At 67.0% G+C, this 17,198-nt stretch carries 16 protein-coding genes; 10 read left to right on the top strand and 6 right to left on the bottom strand.

What is annotated here, in order from left to right; translation table 11 throughout:
• The first annotated feature begins 2 nt into the window (after positions 1 to 2).
• Complete coding sequence (locus XCC_RS01355) at positions 3 to 878, top strand: EamA family transporter (RefSeq protein WP_014509391.1); 876 nt, start codon at positions 3 to 5, stop codon at positions 876 to 878.
• Between the two features lie 97 nt (positions 879 to 975).
• Positions 976 to 2,211, top strand: coding sequence for a type III secretion system effector protein XopR (gene xopR / locus XCC_RS22305; RefSeq protein WP_011035513.1), 1,236 nt, complete (start codon positions 976 to 978; stop codon positions 2,209 to 2,211).
• A 166-nt stretch (positions 2,212 to 2,377) separates the two neighbouring features.
• On the opposite strand, the gene XCC_RS01345 is transcribed toward xopR, so the two are convergent.
• On the bottom strand, positions 2,378 to 3,703 hold the full coding sequence (locus tag XCC_RS01345; RefSeq protein WP_011035512.1) for a GTP-binding protein: 1,326 nt from the start codon (positions 3,701 to 3,703) through the stop codon (positions 2,378 to 2,380).
• A gap of 61 nt (positions 3,704 to 3,764) precedes the next feature.
• Between XCC_RS01345 and XCC_RS01340 the strand changes: the two genes are divergently transcribed.
• Positions 3,765 to 4,148 (top strand): MerC domain-containing protein, encoded by a 384-nt coding sequence (locus tag XCC_RS01340; protein ID WP_011035511.1) that lies wholly within the window; start codon positions 3,765 to 3,767, stop codon positions 4,146 to 4,148.
• Positions 4,149 to 4,344: 196 nt separating this feature from the next.
• Here the strand turns inward: XCC_RS01340 and XCC_RS01335 are convergent, their stop codons facing one another.
• Positions 4,345 to 6,063: an ExeM/NucH family extracellular endonuclease gene (locus XCC_RS01335; protein ID WP_012437054.1), complete on the bottom strand. Its 1,719-nt coding sequence runs from the start codon at positions 6,061 to 6,063 to the stop codon at positions 4,345 to 4,347.
• 203 nt (positions 6,064 to 6,266) lie between these two features.
• A complete protein-coding gene (locus tag XCC_RS01330; RefSeq protein ID WP_011035509.1) occupies positions 6,267 to 6,785 on the bottom strand; it encodes a c-type cytochrome in 519 nt (172 codons plus the stop codon).
• Positions 6,786 to 7,058: 273 nt separating this feature from the next.
• On the opposite strand from XCC_RS01330, the gene XCC_RS01325 reads away from it, so the two are divergent.
• The 4 genes from XCC_RS01325 to XCC_RS01310 are packed head-to-tail and all read left to right on the top strand — an operon-like array spanning position 7,059 to position 9,981.
• Positions 7,059 to 7,706: a hypothetical protein gene (locus XCC_RS01325; RefSeq protein ID WP_011035508.1), complete on the top strand. Its 648-nt coding sequence runs from the start codon at positions 7,059 to 7,061 to the stop codon at positions 7,704 to 7,706.
• 18 nt (positions 7,707 to 7,724) lie between these two features.
• Positions 7,725 to 8,036, top strand: a complete 312-nt coding sequence (locus XCC_RS01320; protein ID WP_011035507.1) for a DUF3649 domain-containing protein — start codon at positions 7,725 to 7,727, stop codon at positions 8,034 to 8,036.
• Entirely contained in the window at positions 8,033 to 9,649 is a 1,617-nt protein-coding gene (locus XCC_RS01315) for a PepSY-associated TM helix domain-containing protein (protein ID WP_011035506.1), read from the top strand. Before XCC_RS01320 ends, XCC_RS01315 begins: the two co-directional genes overlap by 4 nt.
• Positions 9,646 to 9,981: a DUF3325 domain-containing protein gene (locus XCC_RS01310; RefSeq protein WP_011035505.1), complete on the top strand. Its 336-nt coding sequence runs from the start codon at positions 9,646 to 9,648 to the stop codon at positions 9,979 to 9,981. Before XCC_RS01315 ends, XCC_RS01310 begins: the two co-directional genes overlap by 4 nt.
• Before the next feature lie 297 nt (positions 9,982 to 10,278).
• Here the strand turns inward: XCC_RS01310 and XCC_RS01305 are convergent, their stop codons facing one another.
• The 3 genes from XCC_RS01305 to XCC_RS01295 all read right to left on the bottom strand — a co-directional run bounded on the left by XCC_RS01305 (position 10,279) and on the right by XCC_RS01295 (position 11,889).
• Positions 10,279 to 10,815, bottom strand: coding sequence for an RES family NAD+ phosphorylase (locus tag XCC_RS01305; protein WP_011035504.1), 537 nt, complete (start codon positions 10,813 to 10,815; stop codon positions 10,279 to 10,281).
• Positions 10,812 to 11,186, bottom strand: coding sequence for a hypothetical protein (locus tag XCC_RS01300; RefSeq protein WP_014509401.1), 375 nt, complete (start codon positions 11,184 to 11,186; stop codon positions 10,812 to 10,814). Before XCC_RS01300 ends, XCC_RS01305 begins: the two co-directional genes overlap by 4 nt.
• Before the next feature lie 85 nt (positions 11,187 to 11,271).
• Positions 11,272 to 11,889: a TetR/AcrR family transcriptional regulator gene (locus XCC_RS01295; RefSeq protein WP_011035502.1), complete on the bottom strand. Its 618-nt coding sequence runs from the start codon at positions 11,887 to 11,889 to the stop codon at positions 11,272 to 11,274.
• Positions 11,890 to 12,017: 128 nt separating this feature from the next.
• Between XCC_RS01295 and XCC_RS01290 the strand changes: the two genes are divergently transcribed.
• From XCC_RS01290 to XCC_RS01280, 3 genes are all read left to right on the top strand, one after another.
• On the top strand, positions 12,018 to 13,181 hold the full coding sequence (locus XCC_RS01290) for an isovaleryl-CoA dehydrogenase (protein WP_011035501.1): 1,164 nt from the start codon (positions 12,018 to 12,020) through the stop codon (positions 13,179 to 13,181).
• 10 nt (positions 13,182 to 13,191) lie between these two features.
• Entirely contained in the window at positions 13,192 to 14,802 is a 1,611-nt protein-coding gene (locus tag XCC_RS01285; RefSeq protein ID WP_011035500.1) for a carboxyl transferase domain-containing protein, read from the top strand.
• Positions 14,803 to 15,110: 308 nt separating this feature from the next.
• On the top strand, positions 15,111 to 17,138 hold the full coding sequence (locus XCC_RS01280) for an acetyl/propionyl/methylcrotonyl-CoA carboxylase subunit alpha (protein WP_011035499.1): 2,028 nt from the start codon (positions 15,111 to 15,113) through the stop codon (positions 17,136 to 17,138).
• The last annotated feature ends 60 nt before the right edge of the window (positions 17,139 to 17,198 follow it).

Below are 17,198 nucleotides of genomic sequence, written 5' to 3'. Positions count from 1 at the left end.
CCATGCATTTTCTGCTGTTTGCCGTCGTTTGCAGTGTCCTGGTGTCGGTGGTTCTCAAGCTGCTGCCGCGCTATCGCCTGGACGCTGCGCAGGCGATCACCTGGAACTACGCCACTGCCGCGCTGCTTGCGTGGCTGACCCTGCATCCGTCACTGGACACGCTGCGCGCGCCGACCACGCCCTGGCTGGCACTGTTTGCATTGGCGGTGGCGCTGCCGTCGATCTTCATGCTGCTGGCACGCGCGGTCGCCACCGCCGGCATCGTCCGTACCGACATTGCCCAACGCCTGTCGCTCCTGCTCTCGCTGGCGGCGGCGTTCACGCTCTTTGGTGAACCGGTCAATGCCTGGAAGCTGGCGGGACTGGGTCTGGGTCTGCTGGCCATCGTCTGCATCCTGCAACGGCCACGTCAGGCCGCCGGTGCGGATTCAGCGCCGGCCTCGATCGGCTGGCCATGGCTGGCAGGCGTGTGGCTGGGCTTTGCCCTGATCGATCTGTTGCTCAAGCACATCGCACAGGCCGGTACGCCGTCGCTGACGTCGTTGACGCTGTGCTTTGCGCTGGCAGGTGTGCTGATGCTTGGCCTGCAGGTTGTTCGCCGGGGCGGTGTTGCGCGCCTGAGCTTTCGCAACCTGCTCGCCGGCGTGCTGCTTGGCGCGCTCAATTTCGGCAACATCCTGTGTTACGTGCGCGCCCATCAGCTACTGCCGCATAGCCCGGCCACCGTCTTCGCCAGCATGAACCTGGGCGTGGTCATCCTGGGAGCACTCGTCGGCAAGCTGGCATTTGGCGAGCGCATCGGCCGCCGCGGCTGGTTGGGGCTGTTGCTGGCGGCGCCGGCAATCGCAGCGATCGCCTGGGGCATGCGGTTGGGCTGATGGCGGCATTCGGCCGGCGCGACGCCGGTTCGCAACTCGCCTTGAGGGGGATGCAGCGCTGGCTATCATGCGTGCAAACGACCCAAGGGAGTGTGTGATGCGCCTGAGTCAGTTGTTTAACAGCCGCCATCGCGTCGCCCCGGAACCGCACGGCGCCAATCCGAACAAGACGACGCCGTTGATTCCAGGTGCGTCACCGCAGCACCCGCTCTCTCAGGCTCCCAAGTCAACAACATCACAGGGCGCGTCGAAATCCCATCGCGGCATGCTCGCCTCGGCGCGTAAATCGCTGGCATCGTTACGCAAGCAGTTGCCGTTGACGTGCATGGGCTCTTCTCCAACGCTTGAAACAGTGGAAAGCCCACCTGCGCACACGGCAGCCGTGACGCCCGGTCGCACGCAACAACAGCACGGAACGCAGGCCCGCGTCGATCAGCGTTGGCAGCCACCGGTGCCCAACGCAACGGATCATGAGCGGGTGCAGCGACCGCAACCGCAACCGCAACAGACCCCGCCCACAAGACAGTCGATGTCGGTTCCGCCCAAGCCAGCGCGTGCGCAGCAACTGCACGGGCCGCAACGCCCCGTCGATCCGAGAATGCAACCGCCCATTCCCGAAAGAATGCGCCGTGACGAGGGCCAGCCGCCGCAGCACGACAAGCCGGCATCGCCCCCGGTGCCGATCACGCCCGCGCAATCGTCGCTGCCCTCCCCACGTCCCCAGCCCGGACGGCAGCCCTCGTTGCGCCGCCTGGATCTGCAACTGGAAGAGATCACCAGGCAGTGCAGCGATATTCAAAAGCAGCTGTTCATGGAGGACCGCGAGGCAACTCCACAGGAGCAACACCTGCTCAAGACACGGGCGGCCCTGATCGCGTGGCGCAACGAGGTCCGCGATAGTCAGCTCGAGGCACTGCTGGTCGCACTGGCACCGATGGAAGACATCCGCGCACCGCGCACCACGAGCAGCGGCCTGGCCATGGTGCAGATGGACGCCATGCAGCACAACCGGCGCGAAGTACTCAAGGCACGGCGTAAATCCGTCGACAGAGCCGCCCTGGCCAGAAACTACGCACGCGCGCAGCGGCGCCTGGAGTCATTGAAGCAAGGCGACGCACCCAAGGAGCAGATACGGCGCCTGCAACGCATGATGCAGGGCTACCAGAACATGCTTGCGTTGGAACAGATCGTCAGAAGCACCGACGACCAGCTGGAAAGGTTGGGAGCGCCGCGCCTGATGTCAGGCATCCCCACCACCGCCGAACAGCGTCGACAGTCTTTCGAAAAAGAAAGAGATGCCCATCAAGAGGCAATCGACAACGGCTACTACTGAAGATCCGGACAGCGCAGCTTGCAGGTGCACGCCGCGCGCAGCCGCAGGTGAAACATGCGACGCCACCCAGTGCGGCACATCCGCACGCCGTACTGGGGATGCAGCCTGCTGCCGATTGCATCCGGTACCAGGCGAACGGATGTCGACAGCGTGATGCAATCCACCATCAACGCTGCCAGTGCGGAAACGGATCGTCCAGCAGTTGCCATTGCGCCGGGCCCTGGCGCAGTTCGTGATCGCTGAGCAGGCAGGCATCCAGCGCAGCGCGCGTGCGCGGCGCATCCATGTCCACGCCGATCACCGCCAGCTCCTGGCGACGGTCGCCCCATAGCGGGTGCCACAGCCGCTGCATCGCGGCGTACTCGCTGGCATCGCCAACCTCGTGCAGTTGCGGCAGCGGCGCGGTCCAGCATTGCGTCTGCTGACGCTGCCAGCCGATATCGGTATACGGCAATGGCGTGATGCTGGTCTGCAGCGGCTCGCCGATGGCATGCGCATCCACGCGATGGCGTGCGGCAAACCAGAAGCCCGCTGCATTGGTCTGGGTCGCGCCACCCACGCTGGACAATTCGCCAACCCAATCCATGCGGCTGGCCAACCAGAAAAATCCCTTGCTGCGAATCACCTGCGGCAGCCCACCTTGCACCATGCGCGCAAAACGCTGCGGATGAAACGGCCGGCGCGCACGATAGACGAAACTGGTGATGCCATATTCCTCGGTCTCCGGCGTGTGCTGGCCGCGCAACTCCTGCATCCAGCCCGGCGCCAGCTGCGCGCGGGTGAAGTCGAAGCGCCCGGTGTCCAGCAGCTGCCGCAGCGGCACCTCGCCATGCGCGGCATCGACGATCGCCGCATCGCGATTGAGCGCACGCAACACGGCATGCAGGCGGTGCAGACGCGGCGTGTCGATCTGGTCGCACTTGCTGATCACCAGCACGTCGGCGAACTCCACCTGGTCGCCAAGCAATTGCACCAGCCCGCGCGTATCGTCCGGGCCGGCTTGCTGGCCGAGCTCGGCCAGCGTGGCCGCAGAGCCGAAATCCTCGAGAAAACGGCTGCCGTCCACCACCGTCACCATGGTGTCGAGCCGGGCGATATCCGACAGGCTGAAACCATCGGCATCGCGCACCGCAAAGGTGGCCGCCACCGGCATCGGCTCGGCGATGCCGGTGGATTCGATCAACAGATAGTCGTAGCGGCGCTCGCTGGCCAGGCGCTTCACTTCCTGCAGCAGGTCGTCGCGCAGCGTGCAGCAGATGCAGCCATTGCTGAATTCCACCAGCGTCTCGTCGGTGCGCCGCAGCGCCGCCCCACCCTCGCGTAGCAGCTGCGCATCGATGTTGATCTCGCTCATGTCGTTGACGATCACCGCCACCCGCAGCCCCTCGCGGTTGTGCAGGATGCGGTTGAGCAAGGTGGTCTTGCCGGCGCCCAGGAAGCCGGACAACACGGTGACGGGCAGGCGCGAATCGCGGGGAGCGAGGACAGGCATGGCGAACTCTCGTGGCTAGAAATGTTACTGTATAACAACTCGCCATTTCAGAGAACGATCGATGCGCGCCTCTGCGTCTGCGCTGGACAGCTCGGCCATTGCCCTGTCCAGCCTGTGCCTGCTGCACTGCCTGGCCTTGCCGCTGCTGGCGGCGGCGCTGCCGCTGTTGGGGCGCTGGGAGCAAGCCGAATGGGTGCATGTAGTCTTCGCCACCGCCGCGGTGCCGCTCAGTGGCTACGCACTCTGGAGCAGCCATCGCCGCCACCGGTTGCCAGCACCGCTCTGGGGGCTGGCGGTGTTCGGGCTGGCCGGGCTGGTGCTGGGCGCCAGCGGGCTACTGGGTGCCGCGCTGGAGACGCCGGTCACGGTCGCCAGCAGCCTGCTGCTGGCCGGCGCCCATCTGGTCAACCTGCGCTTGCGCCGCCATGTGCATTGCGCTCGCTAAGCGCCGCACGCCCCGGGCGATCGGCTCGCCGCGGCTCGGCAAGGCAGGGCCGGCGACACCCCGCTCCCCGCCCGCACACGCAGGTCCACTGGGCAAGCCTGCACGCGTGCCGGCCGCGGCGCACCGCCGGCTGGCCTGACCCAGCCGGCGGGTGATCGGCCAGCAGCGCGCGCTGCTGCCGCGCGTGGAAGTGCGCTCAGAGCGCGAATCCCAAGAGCACCGGGTCGTGGTCGGAGCTGCGCCACGGGCCTGGCAGGTTGCGCTTGGCATAGCCGGCATCGTCCATCGCGTCGGCGTTGATGTGCCATTCCGCTGCGCCACGCAGCTGCTTGGCCATCGCCGGACTCAGCAGGGCGTGGTCCAAGCGGCCGCTCATGCCGTCGTAGACGTAGCTGTAAGGCTGCTTCACGCCGACCACGGCAAAGGCGTCCTGCCAGCCGCTGGCGCGCAGGCTGCGCATCGGCGTTTCCATCGCATAGGCGTTGAAGTCGCCCAGCAACACGGCCAGCTTGGTCTGCGCGCCGGTGGGGTCGCTCTGCAGCCACTGGTGCAGGCGCTTGGCCGACTCGGTGCGGGTGGCATTCCAGCAGGCCTGGCCATCGTGCTGATCGGCATCGGCGCCACTGGCGTTGCCGCAGCCCTTGGACTTGAAGTGGTTGGCCACCACCACGAAGGTCGCGCCGCGGCTGCTGCGGAACGCTTGCGCCAATGGCACCCGGCTATGGCTGTCGAACGGCCCGCCGGTCAGCGTGGCCGGTTTGCCGACCGGGGTGACCTGGGTGCTGCGGTACACGATGCCGACGCGGATCGCGTCGTCGCCCGGGCCGCTGCCGCTGTCCACGAAACGCCAATCCTTGTCCTTACCGGCGGCGTTGAGCGCAGCCACCAGCTGCGCCACGGCGGTGTCGCCGTCGTTGCCGTCGTTTTCCAGTTCCATCAGCGCGGCCACATCGGCCTGCAGCGGCACGATGGTGGCCACCAGCTTGGCCAGCTGCGCCTGGAACTGTTCGTGCGTGCGCGCCCCGCGCTTGGTCGGGAAGCCGCCGCCGCGCCCGTTGCCGTTGAAGAAGTTCTCCAGGTTGAACGAGGCGATGCGCAGATCGCCGCCCACCTGCGGTGCCACCGGCGCAGGCAGTGCGGGCAGCGTCAGCGGCGCCAGCACCTGGATGCGGTACTGGCCGTCGTAGCGCTGATCGACAATGCCATCGACCTGCCTGAGCAGGCTGCCCACACGTAAGTTCGCCTCGGCCGGCAGGTAGGACACGGCCTTTGGCGTGCGGCCGTTGCGCGCGTCGTCCAGCAACACCCGGCGGCGCGCGTTGTCGGCTTCGGTCTGCGCGAAGGCGGGCGTGCCGGCCGCGGCCACTTCGCTGGGCTGCCACAACCGGCCACCAAAGGCGGCGATCAGCTCGCCGTTGCTGGCCAGGCGGTCGCTGCCATTGAGCGTGACCGCGGCCAGGCGAACGTGTTCGCCTTCCAGTGCTTCCCAGTTGGCCGGCGGCCCGCTGAGCATGCGCACCGGCACCGGCTGGTTGCTGGCCAGCACCTCGAGCGTGGTGGCCTGCAGCGTGGTCAGGCTGGCGTCGCCGCCAGCACCGACCTCGCGCACCGTGCCCACGATCCGCACGCGGTCGCCCACCGCCACCTGCGCCTCGCCGGCGCCGGTCACGAACACCCCGTGCGAGCGCCGCGGCTCGGTGCCGGGCTGTTGCACGAACAGGCCCGCCAGACCCAAGCGCGTATCGGCGGTGACGATGCCTTCCACCTCGACCAGGCGGCCGTCGAACGGGCTGCGGGTGTCCTCGCCCTGCACGTCGGCAATGGTCAGGCGCTGCGGCGCGCCTTCGGCGGCGCGGCACAACACGGGCGCCAACAGGCCGATCAGGCCCAGCACGACAAACGGACAATGCAGCATCGAGACACTCCACACGTTCAAGGGAAGACAAACACAAACGCCGCCAGGACGGCGGCGCAGGCAGGACACGGCAGTCGCAGGATGACGCAGTGCGCCGGCCATCGCTGCGGACGCATACCGCCGCAGCGAATGTTACGCACCCGCTGTCGTTAGCCCAAGCATGCAAAGCGCGATGACACGTGGCGCTTTGGCGCGGACAGCCCCTATTTCAGGTTGGACAGCATCCAGTCCACGGTGGCGCGCACTTGTTCTTCGGTAAGCGCGGGGTTGCCGCCCTTGGCCGGCATGATGCCGCCATCCGGGCCGGTATAGCCCTCGATCGCGTGCTTGTAGAGCGTGTCCTTGCCCTGCGCAATGCGCGCGTCCCAATGCGAGTGGTCCAGCGTCGGCGCCTTGCCCACGCCGGTGGTGTGGCAGGCGGTGCACAGGTTGTCGAAGATGGTCTTGCCGTCGGTGCTGCCACCGTAGGCGGATTGCGACGAGGCCTTGGCCAGTGCCGCAGCCTGGGCGGCGGCCTGCGCCGCGGCGCCGGTGGTGCCTGCATAGACCGCGCCGGCCGGCGCAATGCGTTGCTGCAGGCGCTTGGCGGCTGTGGGCGACACTTCATCGGGGACCGCACGTTGCAGATAGGCCGCCAGGGCGATCAAGCCCAGAGTGATCACTACCAGCAAGCCAATCACCATCGAGAATTTTTTCAGGAACTCGAGGTCGTAATTCCGCACGCGCTCACCCCTGGCTGTTGGTCGAAGACCTCTGCTAGCGCCGGAGTATAGAGCACAGTTCGCGCCGCTCTGCGCGCCCGGCGTCGCGCTCTGTGCAACACCCCTTGCAATGACTGGGCACGCGTTGCATCCAAGGTTGCGACACGCTCGCGGCCGCTCGAAAAATGCCGCAGCGCCGCATGTGCGTTGGTCTCGGTTGCGGGAATTGCGTATCATTACCATCCACTGATGGCGCGTTTAGCGCGCTCACTCCCGCGTTCGACGAGGTGTCCGATGAAATCCTTCCTGCTGTCCTGCCTGGCCGCGGCCAGCCTCAGCCTGTCCTCCGCGCAGGCCCACGAGATCTGGATCGAGCGCGACGGCAGCGGCCCGGTCCGCATCTATTTCGGTGAGCCGGCGCAGGAAACCCTCGACCACGGCCAGGACGAAATCAAGCGCGTGGTCAAGCCGACCGTGTTCGGCGCCGCCGGCGAGGCCGGTGCCCTGCAGCGCGGCAGCGAGTACCTGACAGCGCCACTGTCCGGCGCCGGCGATGCCTGGCTCAAGGACGATGCGGTGTTCGAGCCGTGGAAGGGCGAAGGCGAGACCTTCGAGACGGTGAGCTACTACGCGCGCGCCGGCCGCAGCAGCACCAGCGCCAAGCTCGACTTCGAGCCGGTGCCCACCACCGCCAACGGCAAGACGTTCACGGTGATGTATCGCAACAAGCCGCTGCCCAAGGCCGAGGTCACCCTGATCGACCCGCAGAAGTGGCAGAAGACGCTGACCTCCGATGCACAGGGCCAGGTGACGCTGCCAACACTGCGTGCTGGCCGCCACATCATGGTGGTGACCAACAAGGAGCCGGTGACGCGTGAGATCGCCGGCAAGCCGGTGTCGGTGGTGCACCACATCACCACGCTGACCTTCCTGGCCGAGTAAGCCGCCACCGTCCTGCGCATGTCCATGGCTTCGCCCCTGCCCGCTCCCTGGTTCAAGCGCCCCTGGCTGGGTGTGCTTGGGCGCAGCGTGGCCGCGATCGGCGGTGGCTATGCGCTGGCCAGCGCGACCAACCTGCTGCTCGCAGTGGTGCTGCCGATGCCGCGCAGCGAGGCGGTGCTGACCAGCATGCTGGTGGGCATCGTGGTGTGTGCCTGCGCGCCGCTGTGGGCGTTTGCCACTGCCAGCGTGCTGCGCGCCTGGGTCGGCATCGGCGTGCCGGCCGTGGCCATGTTCGCAGCCGCTGCGTGGCTGCAACGGGGCGCGGCATGAAGCAGGGGTTTCGCCAATCGATGGCATGGCTGCACACCTGGACCGGGCTGCTGGTGGGCTGGGTGTTGCTGCTGATCTTCATGGGCGGTACCGCGAGTTATTACCGCGACGAACTCAGCCGCTGGATGCGCCCGGAACTGCCCACCACCACGGTGAGCAGCGCGGTGGCAATGCGCAGCGCCGAGCGCTATCTGCAAACGCACGCGCCCGATGCGCAAAGCTGGAACATCACGCTGCCGGATGCGCGCACGCCGGTGGTGACCATGTATTGGCAGAATCCCGCGCCGCCGCCGGGCAAGACGCTCAGCCGACGCGAGCTGTATGGCAACGCCATCATCGACCCGGCCACCGGCAACCCGATCAGCGCGCGCGACACGCTGGGCGGGGATTTCTTCTACCGGCTGCATTTCGACCTGCATTACCTGCCGGTGGTGTGGGCGCGTTACATCGTCGGCTTCTGCGCGATGTTCATGCTGGTGGCGATCATCAGCGGCGTGATCACCCACAAAAAGATCTTCAAGGATTTCTTTACGTTCCGCCCGGGCAAAGGCCTGCGTTCGTGGCTGGATTTTCATAACGTCAGCGCGGTGACCGCGTTGCCGTACCACGCGATGATCACCTATACCGGCATCGTGACCTTGATGTTCATGTACCTGCCGTGGGGCATCAAGGCGCAGTACCCCGACAACGAAATGCGGTTCTACGAAGAGTCCGCCAATCGCGTCGCGGACACGCGCACCGCGGCAGGCACGCCGGCGCGCATGCGGCCGCTGGAGGAGTTTGTGGCGCGCGCGCGCAGCGACTGGCGTGGCGACGATGTTGGCACGGTGGCGGTATCGCTGCCCAACGATGCGCATGCGGCGGTGGGCGTAACCCAGCGGGCGGACGACCTATCCAACGATGCGCCGTCCATCCTCTATGACGCCGTCAGCGGGCAACGCCTGCAGTACAGCGGCGCGCCCGGCGGCGCCAGCCAGACCCGCGGGGTGATGGTGGGCCTGCATATCGCTCATTTCGCCGGTGGCTGGATGCGCGCGCTGTTCTTCGGTTCCGGTCTGCTCGGCTGCCTGATGGTGGCCAGCGGCGTGGTGATGTGGGCCGTGAAAGAACGCCCCAAGCATGCCAAGGCTGGACGCATCGGGTTCGGGCTGCGCCTGGTGGACGCGCTCAACATCGGCACGGTGGCCGGCCTGCCAATCGCGTTCGCCGCGTTTTTCTGGGCCAACCGGCTGGTGCCGGTGGCGCTGGAAGCGCGTGCGGCGATGGAAGCACATCTGTTCTTCGCCGCCTGGGGTGGCGCCTTGCTCGCCGCCTTCGTGTGGCCGCGGCGTGCGATGTGGAGCTGGCAGCTGTACCTGGGCGCAGGCTTGTTCGCGTTGGTGCCGCTGCTCAACGCGCTGACCACCGACCTGCACCTCGGCGTGACCGTGCCGGCAGGCCAATGGGCATTGGCCGGCGTGGATCTGGTGTGCCTGGGCCTGGGCGTGTGCCTGGGCATCGCGGGCTGGCGCCTGCAGCACTGGAAGGCGCCGCAATCCGCCGCGGCACGCAAGGCCCGCGCGCAAGCCACGCCTGCGCCGCAAAACGCGCTGCCTGTGCAGGAAGGCGCATGAGCGTAGTGCTGTTGCTGGCCTTGAATTTTTCCGGCTTCGCGGCCTTGTGCCTGGCGATGGAAAAACACCAGCACGAGGTGCGTGGGCGCGCGCTGGGCATGACCCGCTCACGTCAGTTGCGCGCGCTGGGATGGCTGCTGTTGCTGGTCACCTTTGCGCTGGCGGTGTCGGCGCAAGGCTGGGGCATCGGCAGCGTACTGTGGCTGGGCACGCTGAGCGCAGGCGCGGCGGTGTTGTCGCTGTGGTTGCTGCCGTACCGGCGCGGCCTGATCTTGCCGGCAGCCATTGCTGCACCTGTCGTCGCCGGGATGGCGTTCGCGCTGCTGCACTGACGCGTGGCGTTGCTGCCGACCGCGGCGCGACGGTTGCGAAAGCCTGAGTGACTTCCGATGGCACAGGCGGCACAGCCATGGCGATCGTGCAGGCCACACCTTGGCTGGGTAAAGGCGCGTAGTGGTTAGGCCATGGCGCACTGCATGCAGTGCCGCGTCTCAGCGCAACGTCGCCGGGCGGTACGGCAATGCCGAATTGCCGAGAGGTTGATCGACCCACACCAGGCTCATGTCGCCGAAACAATCCATGACCTGTTTCGCACACGGTGTCGATCAGCGGGTGGGCCGAGCGCCGGGTTATTCCGGGGGACGTTCCGCCGCCGGGTCTGCCCAGCTGCGCCCATCACGCGGCAGCCGGCCATCGTCGAGCACGTGCAACACCTGCTCGGGCTGCAGCATGTCCAGGAACAGCGCCACGTTGACGCCACCAGGCTGCGCCATGCTGGGAAAGATCACCCCGGGAATCGCCGCCTCGCGCAGCAGGTCGCCAAGCACCCAGCTGACCGGTTCGACCTTGTTGACCAGCGCCTTGCGCCAGTCATCGGTCCAGTCGGCCCACAGCGCATCCCAGCTCGCGTCGAGCAGCCGCACATCGGCCAGTGCCGGCAGGTCGGCGCGATAGCTCACCAGGGTGAAGGGCGGCAGGAACGGCGCGGCCTGGGCGTACTCGGCAGCGGCGGTGTCCAGGTGCAGCGACAGATACAGCGCCGGCTGCCCAAAGCGGTTGAAGCGTCCACCCGAGCGCGCCGCGCCGGCGCCGCTCAGCGGCTCGGCCGCCCAGCGTGGGGTGAACGCGCGATACAAGGTGCACTGCGCCGGGGCGCTCAGCTTCAACCAGCCGCTCCGGCGGCCACGGTGCGCAGATAGGTCAGCGCATCGTCGGTGCGGCCCTGCTTGACCACCTCCAGCAAGGTGGCGAATTCGAACGCCGGGATCGGGGTGTTTTTCAAATGAAACACCAGTTGGCGCTCATCCGGCTGGATCTGCGCCATTGCCACCAGCAGGCGCGAAAGATTGCGTAGCAAGTCCTGCACGCGCGGGCTTTCCGGGTGCACCCGCAGGCTGTTGCGGTGCACGCCAGCGAGTTCGGCCAGTTCCTGTTGGGAGAGATCCAGCAGGCCGGCCATCGCCGATGGCGAGAGGATGGTCCGGTCCGGCACGCGTAGGCGTTCGGTCAGGGCCAGGGGGTTGAGGACAGCAACCATCGCGCGGCTCCGGCAAGGTGAGTGCACAGTATATGCACAGCAAATCGCACTGGTGAAGCACAGCCGCGGCACAGTCAGCGCGCTGTCAGCCCGGCCCGCGCGCTCCCGCCGCCCGCAGGCAGAAACCGCAGATGGCTTCCACCAGCTGCTCGCCCTGTTGCGGGTCGTGCCGGCTGGGCGCCACCGGGCCGACCAGCGCCTCGGTGAAGGCGCCGACGATGCAGGCCGCGGCGGCGTCCAGTGATTGCTCGGGAAACTCGCCGGCCGCCACGCCTTCGGCCAGCAACTGGCGAAAGACCTCGCCGAACAGGCGCCGACCGCGGATGCGTTCGGCATCCACTTCGCCCTCCACCGGCTCGGCGATGAAGGCATAGGCCAGCGCCGGGCCAGCCAGCGCGCGCCGCACGAAGGCGGCAATCGCCTTGCGCAGGCGCTCGGCCGCACTCACCGGCTCGGCGCTGATGGCGCGCAGGATGCCCATTTCATGCTGGACGGCGGCATTCAAAACTTCCACGAACAAGTCGGCTTTGGAGGGGAAATGCCGGTAAATCTGCCCGGTAGAAACCCCGGCAGCCGCGGCCACGGCGGTGACCGGCGCATTGCGGTAACCACCCTCGGCGATCAGGGCACGGGCCGCGTGCAGGATGCGTTCGCGGTTGCCGGCCAGGCGTTCTTCCATCAGGGCGGAGCGTCGATAAGCCATGAGATGAGTTCGGGTTCAATAGTTGAATTTTAGTTCACTTCTTCGATCAGGACCGCTACGCTGGTCACCACGCCGCGCGGCCCTGCCCGCTCCCACCGGCACGTCCCGATCCTTAGCGGAGCCGTTTCATGCATGTGCCGTCCTTGAATTTCGAGCTTGGCGAAGACATCGATCTGCTGCGCGAAAGCGTGGCCGCCTTCGCCAGCCACCATATCGCCCCGCTTGCCGCGGCGGCCGATCACGACAACGTCTTCCCCGCGCAGTTGTGGCGGCTGTTCGGTGAGCAGGGCCTGCTGGGCCTGACCGTGGAAGAAGCATACGGCGGCAGCGGCATGGGCTACCTGGCGCACGTGGTGGCGATGGAAGAAATTTCGCGTGCCGGCGGTGCGATCGGGCTGTCCTACGGCGCGCACTCCAACCTGTGCCTCAACCAGCTGCGCAAGAACGCCACCCACGAACAGAAGCAGCGCTACCTGCCCAAGCTGTGCACCGGTGAGCACGTCGGCGCACTGGCGATGAGCGAGGCCGGTTCGGGCTCGGACGTGGTGTCGATGAAGCTGCGCGCCGAGGCACGCGGCGACCGCTTTGTACTCAACGGCAGCAAGATGTGGATCACCAATGGCCCCGATGCCGACGTGCTGGTGGTGTACGCCAAGACCGACCCCAGCGCCGGTGCGCGCGGCATCACTGCCTTCATCGTCGAAAAGGGCATGCCCGGGTTTTCCACCGCGCAGAAGCTCGACAAGCTCGGCATGCGCGGCTCCAACACCTGCGAACTGGTGTTCACCGATTGCGAAGTGCCGGCCGAAAACGTGCTGGGCACGCTCAACGGCGGCGTGCGCGTGTTGATGTCCGGGCTGGATTTCGAACGCGTGGTGCTGGCGGGTGGACCACTCGGCTTGATGGCCGCGGCCATGGACGTGGTGCTGCCGTACGTGCACGAGCGCAAGCAGTTTGGCGAGCCGATCGGCACCTTCCAGCTGATGCAGGCCAAGCTGGCCGACATGTACGTGGGGCTCAACGCGTGCCGTGCGTACGTCTATGCCGTGGCACGCGCCTGCGATGCCGGCCGCACCACGCGCCAGGATGCGGCTGGCGCGATTCTGTATGCCGCCGAGAAGGCCACCTGGCTCACCGGCCAAGCGATCCAGGTGCTGGGCGGCAACGGCTACATCAACGAGTACCCCACCGGGCGGTTGTGGCGCGATGCCAAGCTGTACGAGATTGGCGCCGGCACGTCTGAAATCCGGCGCATGCTGATCGGCCGCGAGTTGTTCGAACGCACTGCCTGACGGAGCCATCATGAGCGTGATCAACAGCCAGCTGCAGGTGGGCGGCGAGAGCTTCCAGCACAACGCGGCAGCGATGCGCGCGGTGGTCGAGGACTTGCGTGCCACGCTGGCGCGCACCGCGCTGGGTGGCAGCGAGGCGGCCCGTGCCAAGCACACCGCGCGCGGTAAATTGCTGGTGCGTGCGCGCATCGATGCACTGCTGGACCCGGGCGGTGCGCTGCTGGAAATTGCGCCGCTGGCTGCGCATGGCATGTACGACGATCAGGTGCCCTGCGCCGGCGTGGTGGCCGGGATCGGCCGCGTGTCCGGGGTGGAATGCGTGATCGTGGCCAACGATGCCACCGTCAAGGGCGGCACCTATTACCCGATGACGGTGAAGAAGCATCTGCGCGCGCAAGAAATCGCGCAGCAGAACCGGCTGCCGTGCATCTATCTGGTCGACTCCGGCGGTGCGTTCCTGCCGCTGCAGGACGAGGTCTTCCCGGACCGCGATCACTTCGGCCGCATCTTCTACAACCAGGCCAATCTATCTGCGCAAGGCATCCCGCAGATCGCCTGCGTGATGGGCTCGTGCACCGCGGGCGGCGCGTACGTGCCGGCGATGAGCGATGAAACGGTGATCGTGCGCGAGCAGGGCACCATCTTCCTCGGCGGCCCGCCCCTGGTCAAAGCCGCCACCGGTGAAGAAGTCAGCGCTGAAGAATTGGGCGGTGCGGATGTGCACACGCGCATTTCCGGGGTGGCCGATCATTTCGCCGACAACGATCTACAGGCGCTGGCACGGGTGCGCGCGATCATTGCGCAACTCAACTGGCGCAAGCCTGCGCTCTCCATGGCGGTGCAGGCACCGCTGCCGCCGCGGCATGCCGCCGACGAATTGTATGGCGTGATTCCGGCTGATACGCGCAGGCCCTACGACGTGCGCGAAGTGATCGCGCGTATCGTGGACGACTCGCGCCTGGACGAATTCAAGCCGCGCTACGGCAGCACCCTGGTGACCGGGTTTGCGCACCTGCATGGATACCCGGTTGGCATCATCGCCAACAACGGCATCCTGTTTTCCGAGTCCGCGCTCAAGGGTGCGCATTTCATCGAACTATGCACGCAGCGCGGCATTCCGCTGGTGTTCCTGCAGAACATCACCGGCTTCATGGTGGGCCGTAAATACGAGCACGGCGGCATCGCCAAGGACGGCGCCAAGCTGGTGATGGCCGTGGCCTGCGCCAAGGTGCCCAAGTTCACCGTGGTGATTGGCGGCTCGTTCGGCGCCGGCAATTACGGCATGTGCGGCCGCGCGTATTCGCCCAACTTTTTATGGATGTGGCCGAATGCGCGGATCGGCGTGATGGGCGGCGAACAGGCTGCCAGCGTGTTGGCAACCGTGCGGCGCGATGGCATCGAAGCCAAGGGCGGCGCGTGGTCGGGCGACGACGAAGAAGCCTTCAAATCGCCAATCCGTGCGCAGTTCGAACAGCAAGGCCACCCGTATTACGCCAGCGCGCGCCTGTGGGACGACGGCATCATCGACCCGGCCGATACCCGCCGCGTGCTGGGCCTGGGGTTGTCGGCCGCCTTGAATGCGCCGATCGACGCCACGCGCTTCGGCGTGTTCCGGATGTGATGCAGATGCGGCGTGCCGGCTCGCCGAAACGACACGATGCGCGTGGATACACGCAGGAGTGTTTTCGGCTGCGGGGCCGCAGCGCGCCACGTGCGTACGCACCACAGCGCCGTGCCGGCGCAGTGCAATGCAATGCAATGCAATGCAATGCAATGCAACGCAATGCAACGCAATGCAACGCAATGCAACGATGCAGCTTTGGAGTGCGCCGTGATGGGCAGTGACCTGCCGCAGCGGTTGTTTCTTCTTCGACCTTCCACCCGCCACCACGGCGGCGTGCAGAGAGCTTTGCCATGACCCAGCACGACATGCCCCAGCACGCCTCCATCACTGGCAAAGGCCAGCCGTATTTCGACAAGGTGCTGATCGCCAACCGCGGCGAAATCGCCTGCCGCGTCATCGCCACCTGCCGCCGGCTGGGCATCGCCACCGTGGCGGTGTATTCGGATGCCGACCGCGACGCGCGCCACGTGCGTCTGGCAGATGAAGCGATCCATATTGGTGCGTCACCGGCGCAGCAAAGCTACCTGCGCGGCGACGCCATCCTTGCCGCGGCACGCGCCAGCGATGCACAGGCGATCCATCCCGGCTACGGGTTTTTATCGGAAAACGCCGGGTTTGCCGACGCCTGCGCGCAGGCAGGGGTGGTATTCATCGGCCCGCCCGCGCAAGCGATCCGCGCGATGGGCGACAAGAGTGCTGCCAAGGCGCTGATGCAGCGCGCCGGCGTGCCGCTGACGCCGGGCTACCACGGCGACGAGCAGGCACCTGCGTTTCTGCGCGCACAGGCCGATGCGATCGGCTACCCGGTGCTGATCAAGGCCAGCGCCGGCGGCGGCGGCAAGGGCATGCGCCGCGTGGATGCCAGCGCAGCATTCGAAGACGCGTTGGCCAGCTGTCAGCGCGAAGCGCAATCGGCGTTCGGCAATGCGCATGTGCTGGTGGAAAAATACGTCGAGCGCCCACGGCACATCGAGATCCAGGTGTTCGCCGATACCCATGGCGCGGTGGTGCATCTGTTCGAACGCGACTGCTCGGTGCAACGCCGCCATCAGAAAGTGCTGGACGAAGCCCCCGCACCCGGCATGACCGAACAGCGCCGCGCGGCGATGGGCAAGGCGGCAGTGGATGCCGCACGGGCGGTGGGCTACGTGGGCGCCGGCACGGTGGAATTCATCGCCGGGCCGGACGGCGATTTTTATTTCATGGAAATGAACACCCGGCTGCAGGTGGAGCACCCTGTCACCGAGCTGATCACCGGCACCGATTTGGTGGACTGGCAGCTGCGCGTGGCCGCCGGCCTGCCGCTGCCCAAGCGCCAGGACGAATTGCGCATCCATGGCCATGCCCTGGAAGCGCGCCTGTACGCAGAAGATGCCGACCGCGGCTTCCTGCCTTCCACCGGCACCTTGCGGCAACTGCGCCTGCCGGCCGCGAGCGCGCACGTGCGCATCGATGCCGGTGTGGAACAGGGCGACACCATCAGCCCGTATTACGACCCGATGATCGCCAAGCTGATCGTCTGGGATCACGACCGCCCCGCCGCGCTGGCGCGCATGCGCGACGCATTGGCACACTGCCATGCGATCGGGGTGACCACCAACAGCGCGTTCCTGGCGCGGCTGGTCAGCACGCAGGCGTTTGCGACTGCCGACCTGGACACTGGCCTGATCGAACGCGAGCAGGCGGCGCTGTTTCCCGCGCCGCAGCCGCCGCCCATGGCATGGTGGTGCCTGGCCGCGGTGCTGGTGGCCGAAGCCGCACCGCACGCCGCCGCCGACCCGGCCGACCCGTTCTCGCCATGGCAACTCGCCGATGGCTGGCGCATCGGCGCACATGCCGCGCGTACGCTGGTGCTGGAGGCCGCAGGCGAGCGCCGCACACTGGCGGTGCGGCCCACCGCCGATGGCTGGCAGGTGGACAGTGCCGATCAAACCCACACGCTGCGCTATCACGCACACGGCGAGCACCTGCGTGTGGACATGGATGGCCGCCAATGGCGCGCGCAGATACTGCGCGATGGCACTGCCATCACCGTGCTCAGTGGCGCGCAGCGCGCGCATTTCCAACATCACGATGCCCTGGTCGAAGCCGAGCAACCGGCGCAGGCCGAAGGTGGCCTCACCGCACCCATGCCAGGCCGCGTGGTCGCGCTGGTTGCGCCGCTCGGCGAACCGGTCCGCCGTGGCCAGGCCCTGGTGGTGCTGGAAGCCATGAAGATGGAGCACACCCTGCATGCGCCTGCCGACGGCACCGTGCAGGCCTATCTGGTGGCCGAAGGCGACCTGGTCGCAGACGGTGTCGCGTTAGTGGAATTCGTGTCCGCGTCTGCGTAGTTGCATCCGCCAGCGTGACCAACGGCACGTTCCCCGGGGCGGCCGCTGCCTCTAGCGTGG

The organism is Xanthomonas campestris pv. campestris str. ATCC 33913 (assembly GCF_000007145.1).
In the GTDB taxonomy this organism is placed as follows: domain Bacteria; phylum Pseudomonadota; class Gammaproteobacteria; order Xanthomonadales; family Xanthomonadaceae; genus Xanthomonas; species Xanthomonas campestris.
The sequence above is the reverse complement of the archived record's forward strand: the minus strand, read 5'-3'. Positions and strand labels throughout refer to the sequence as shown.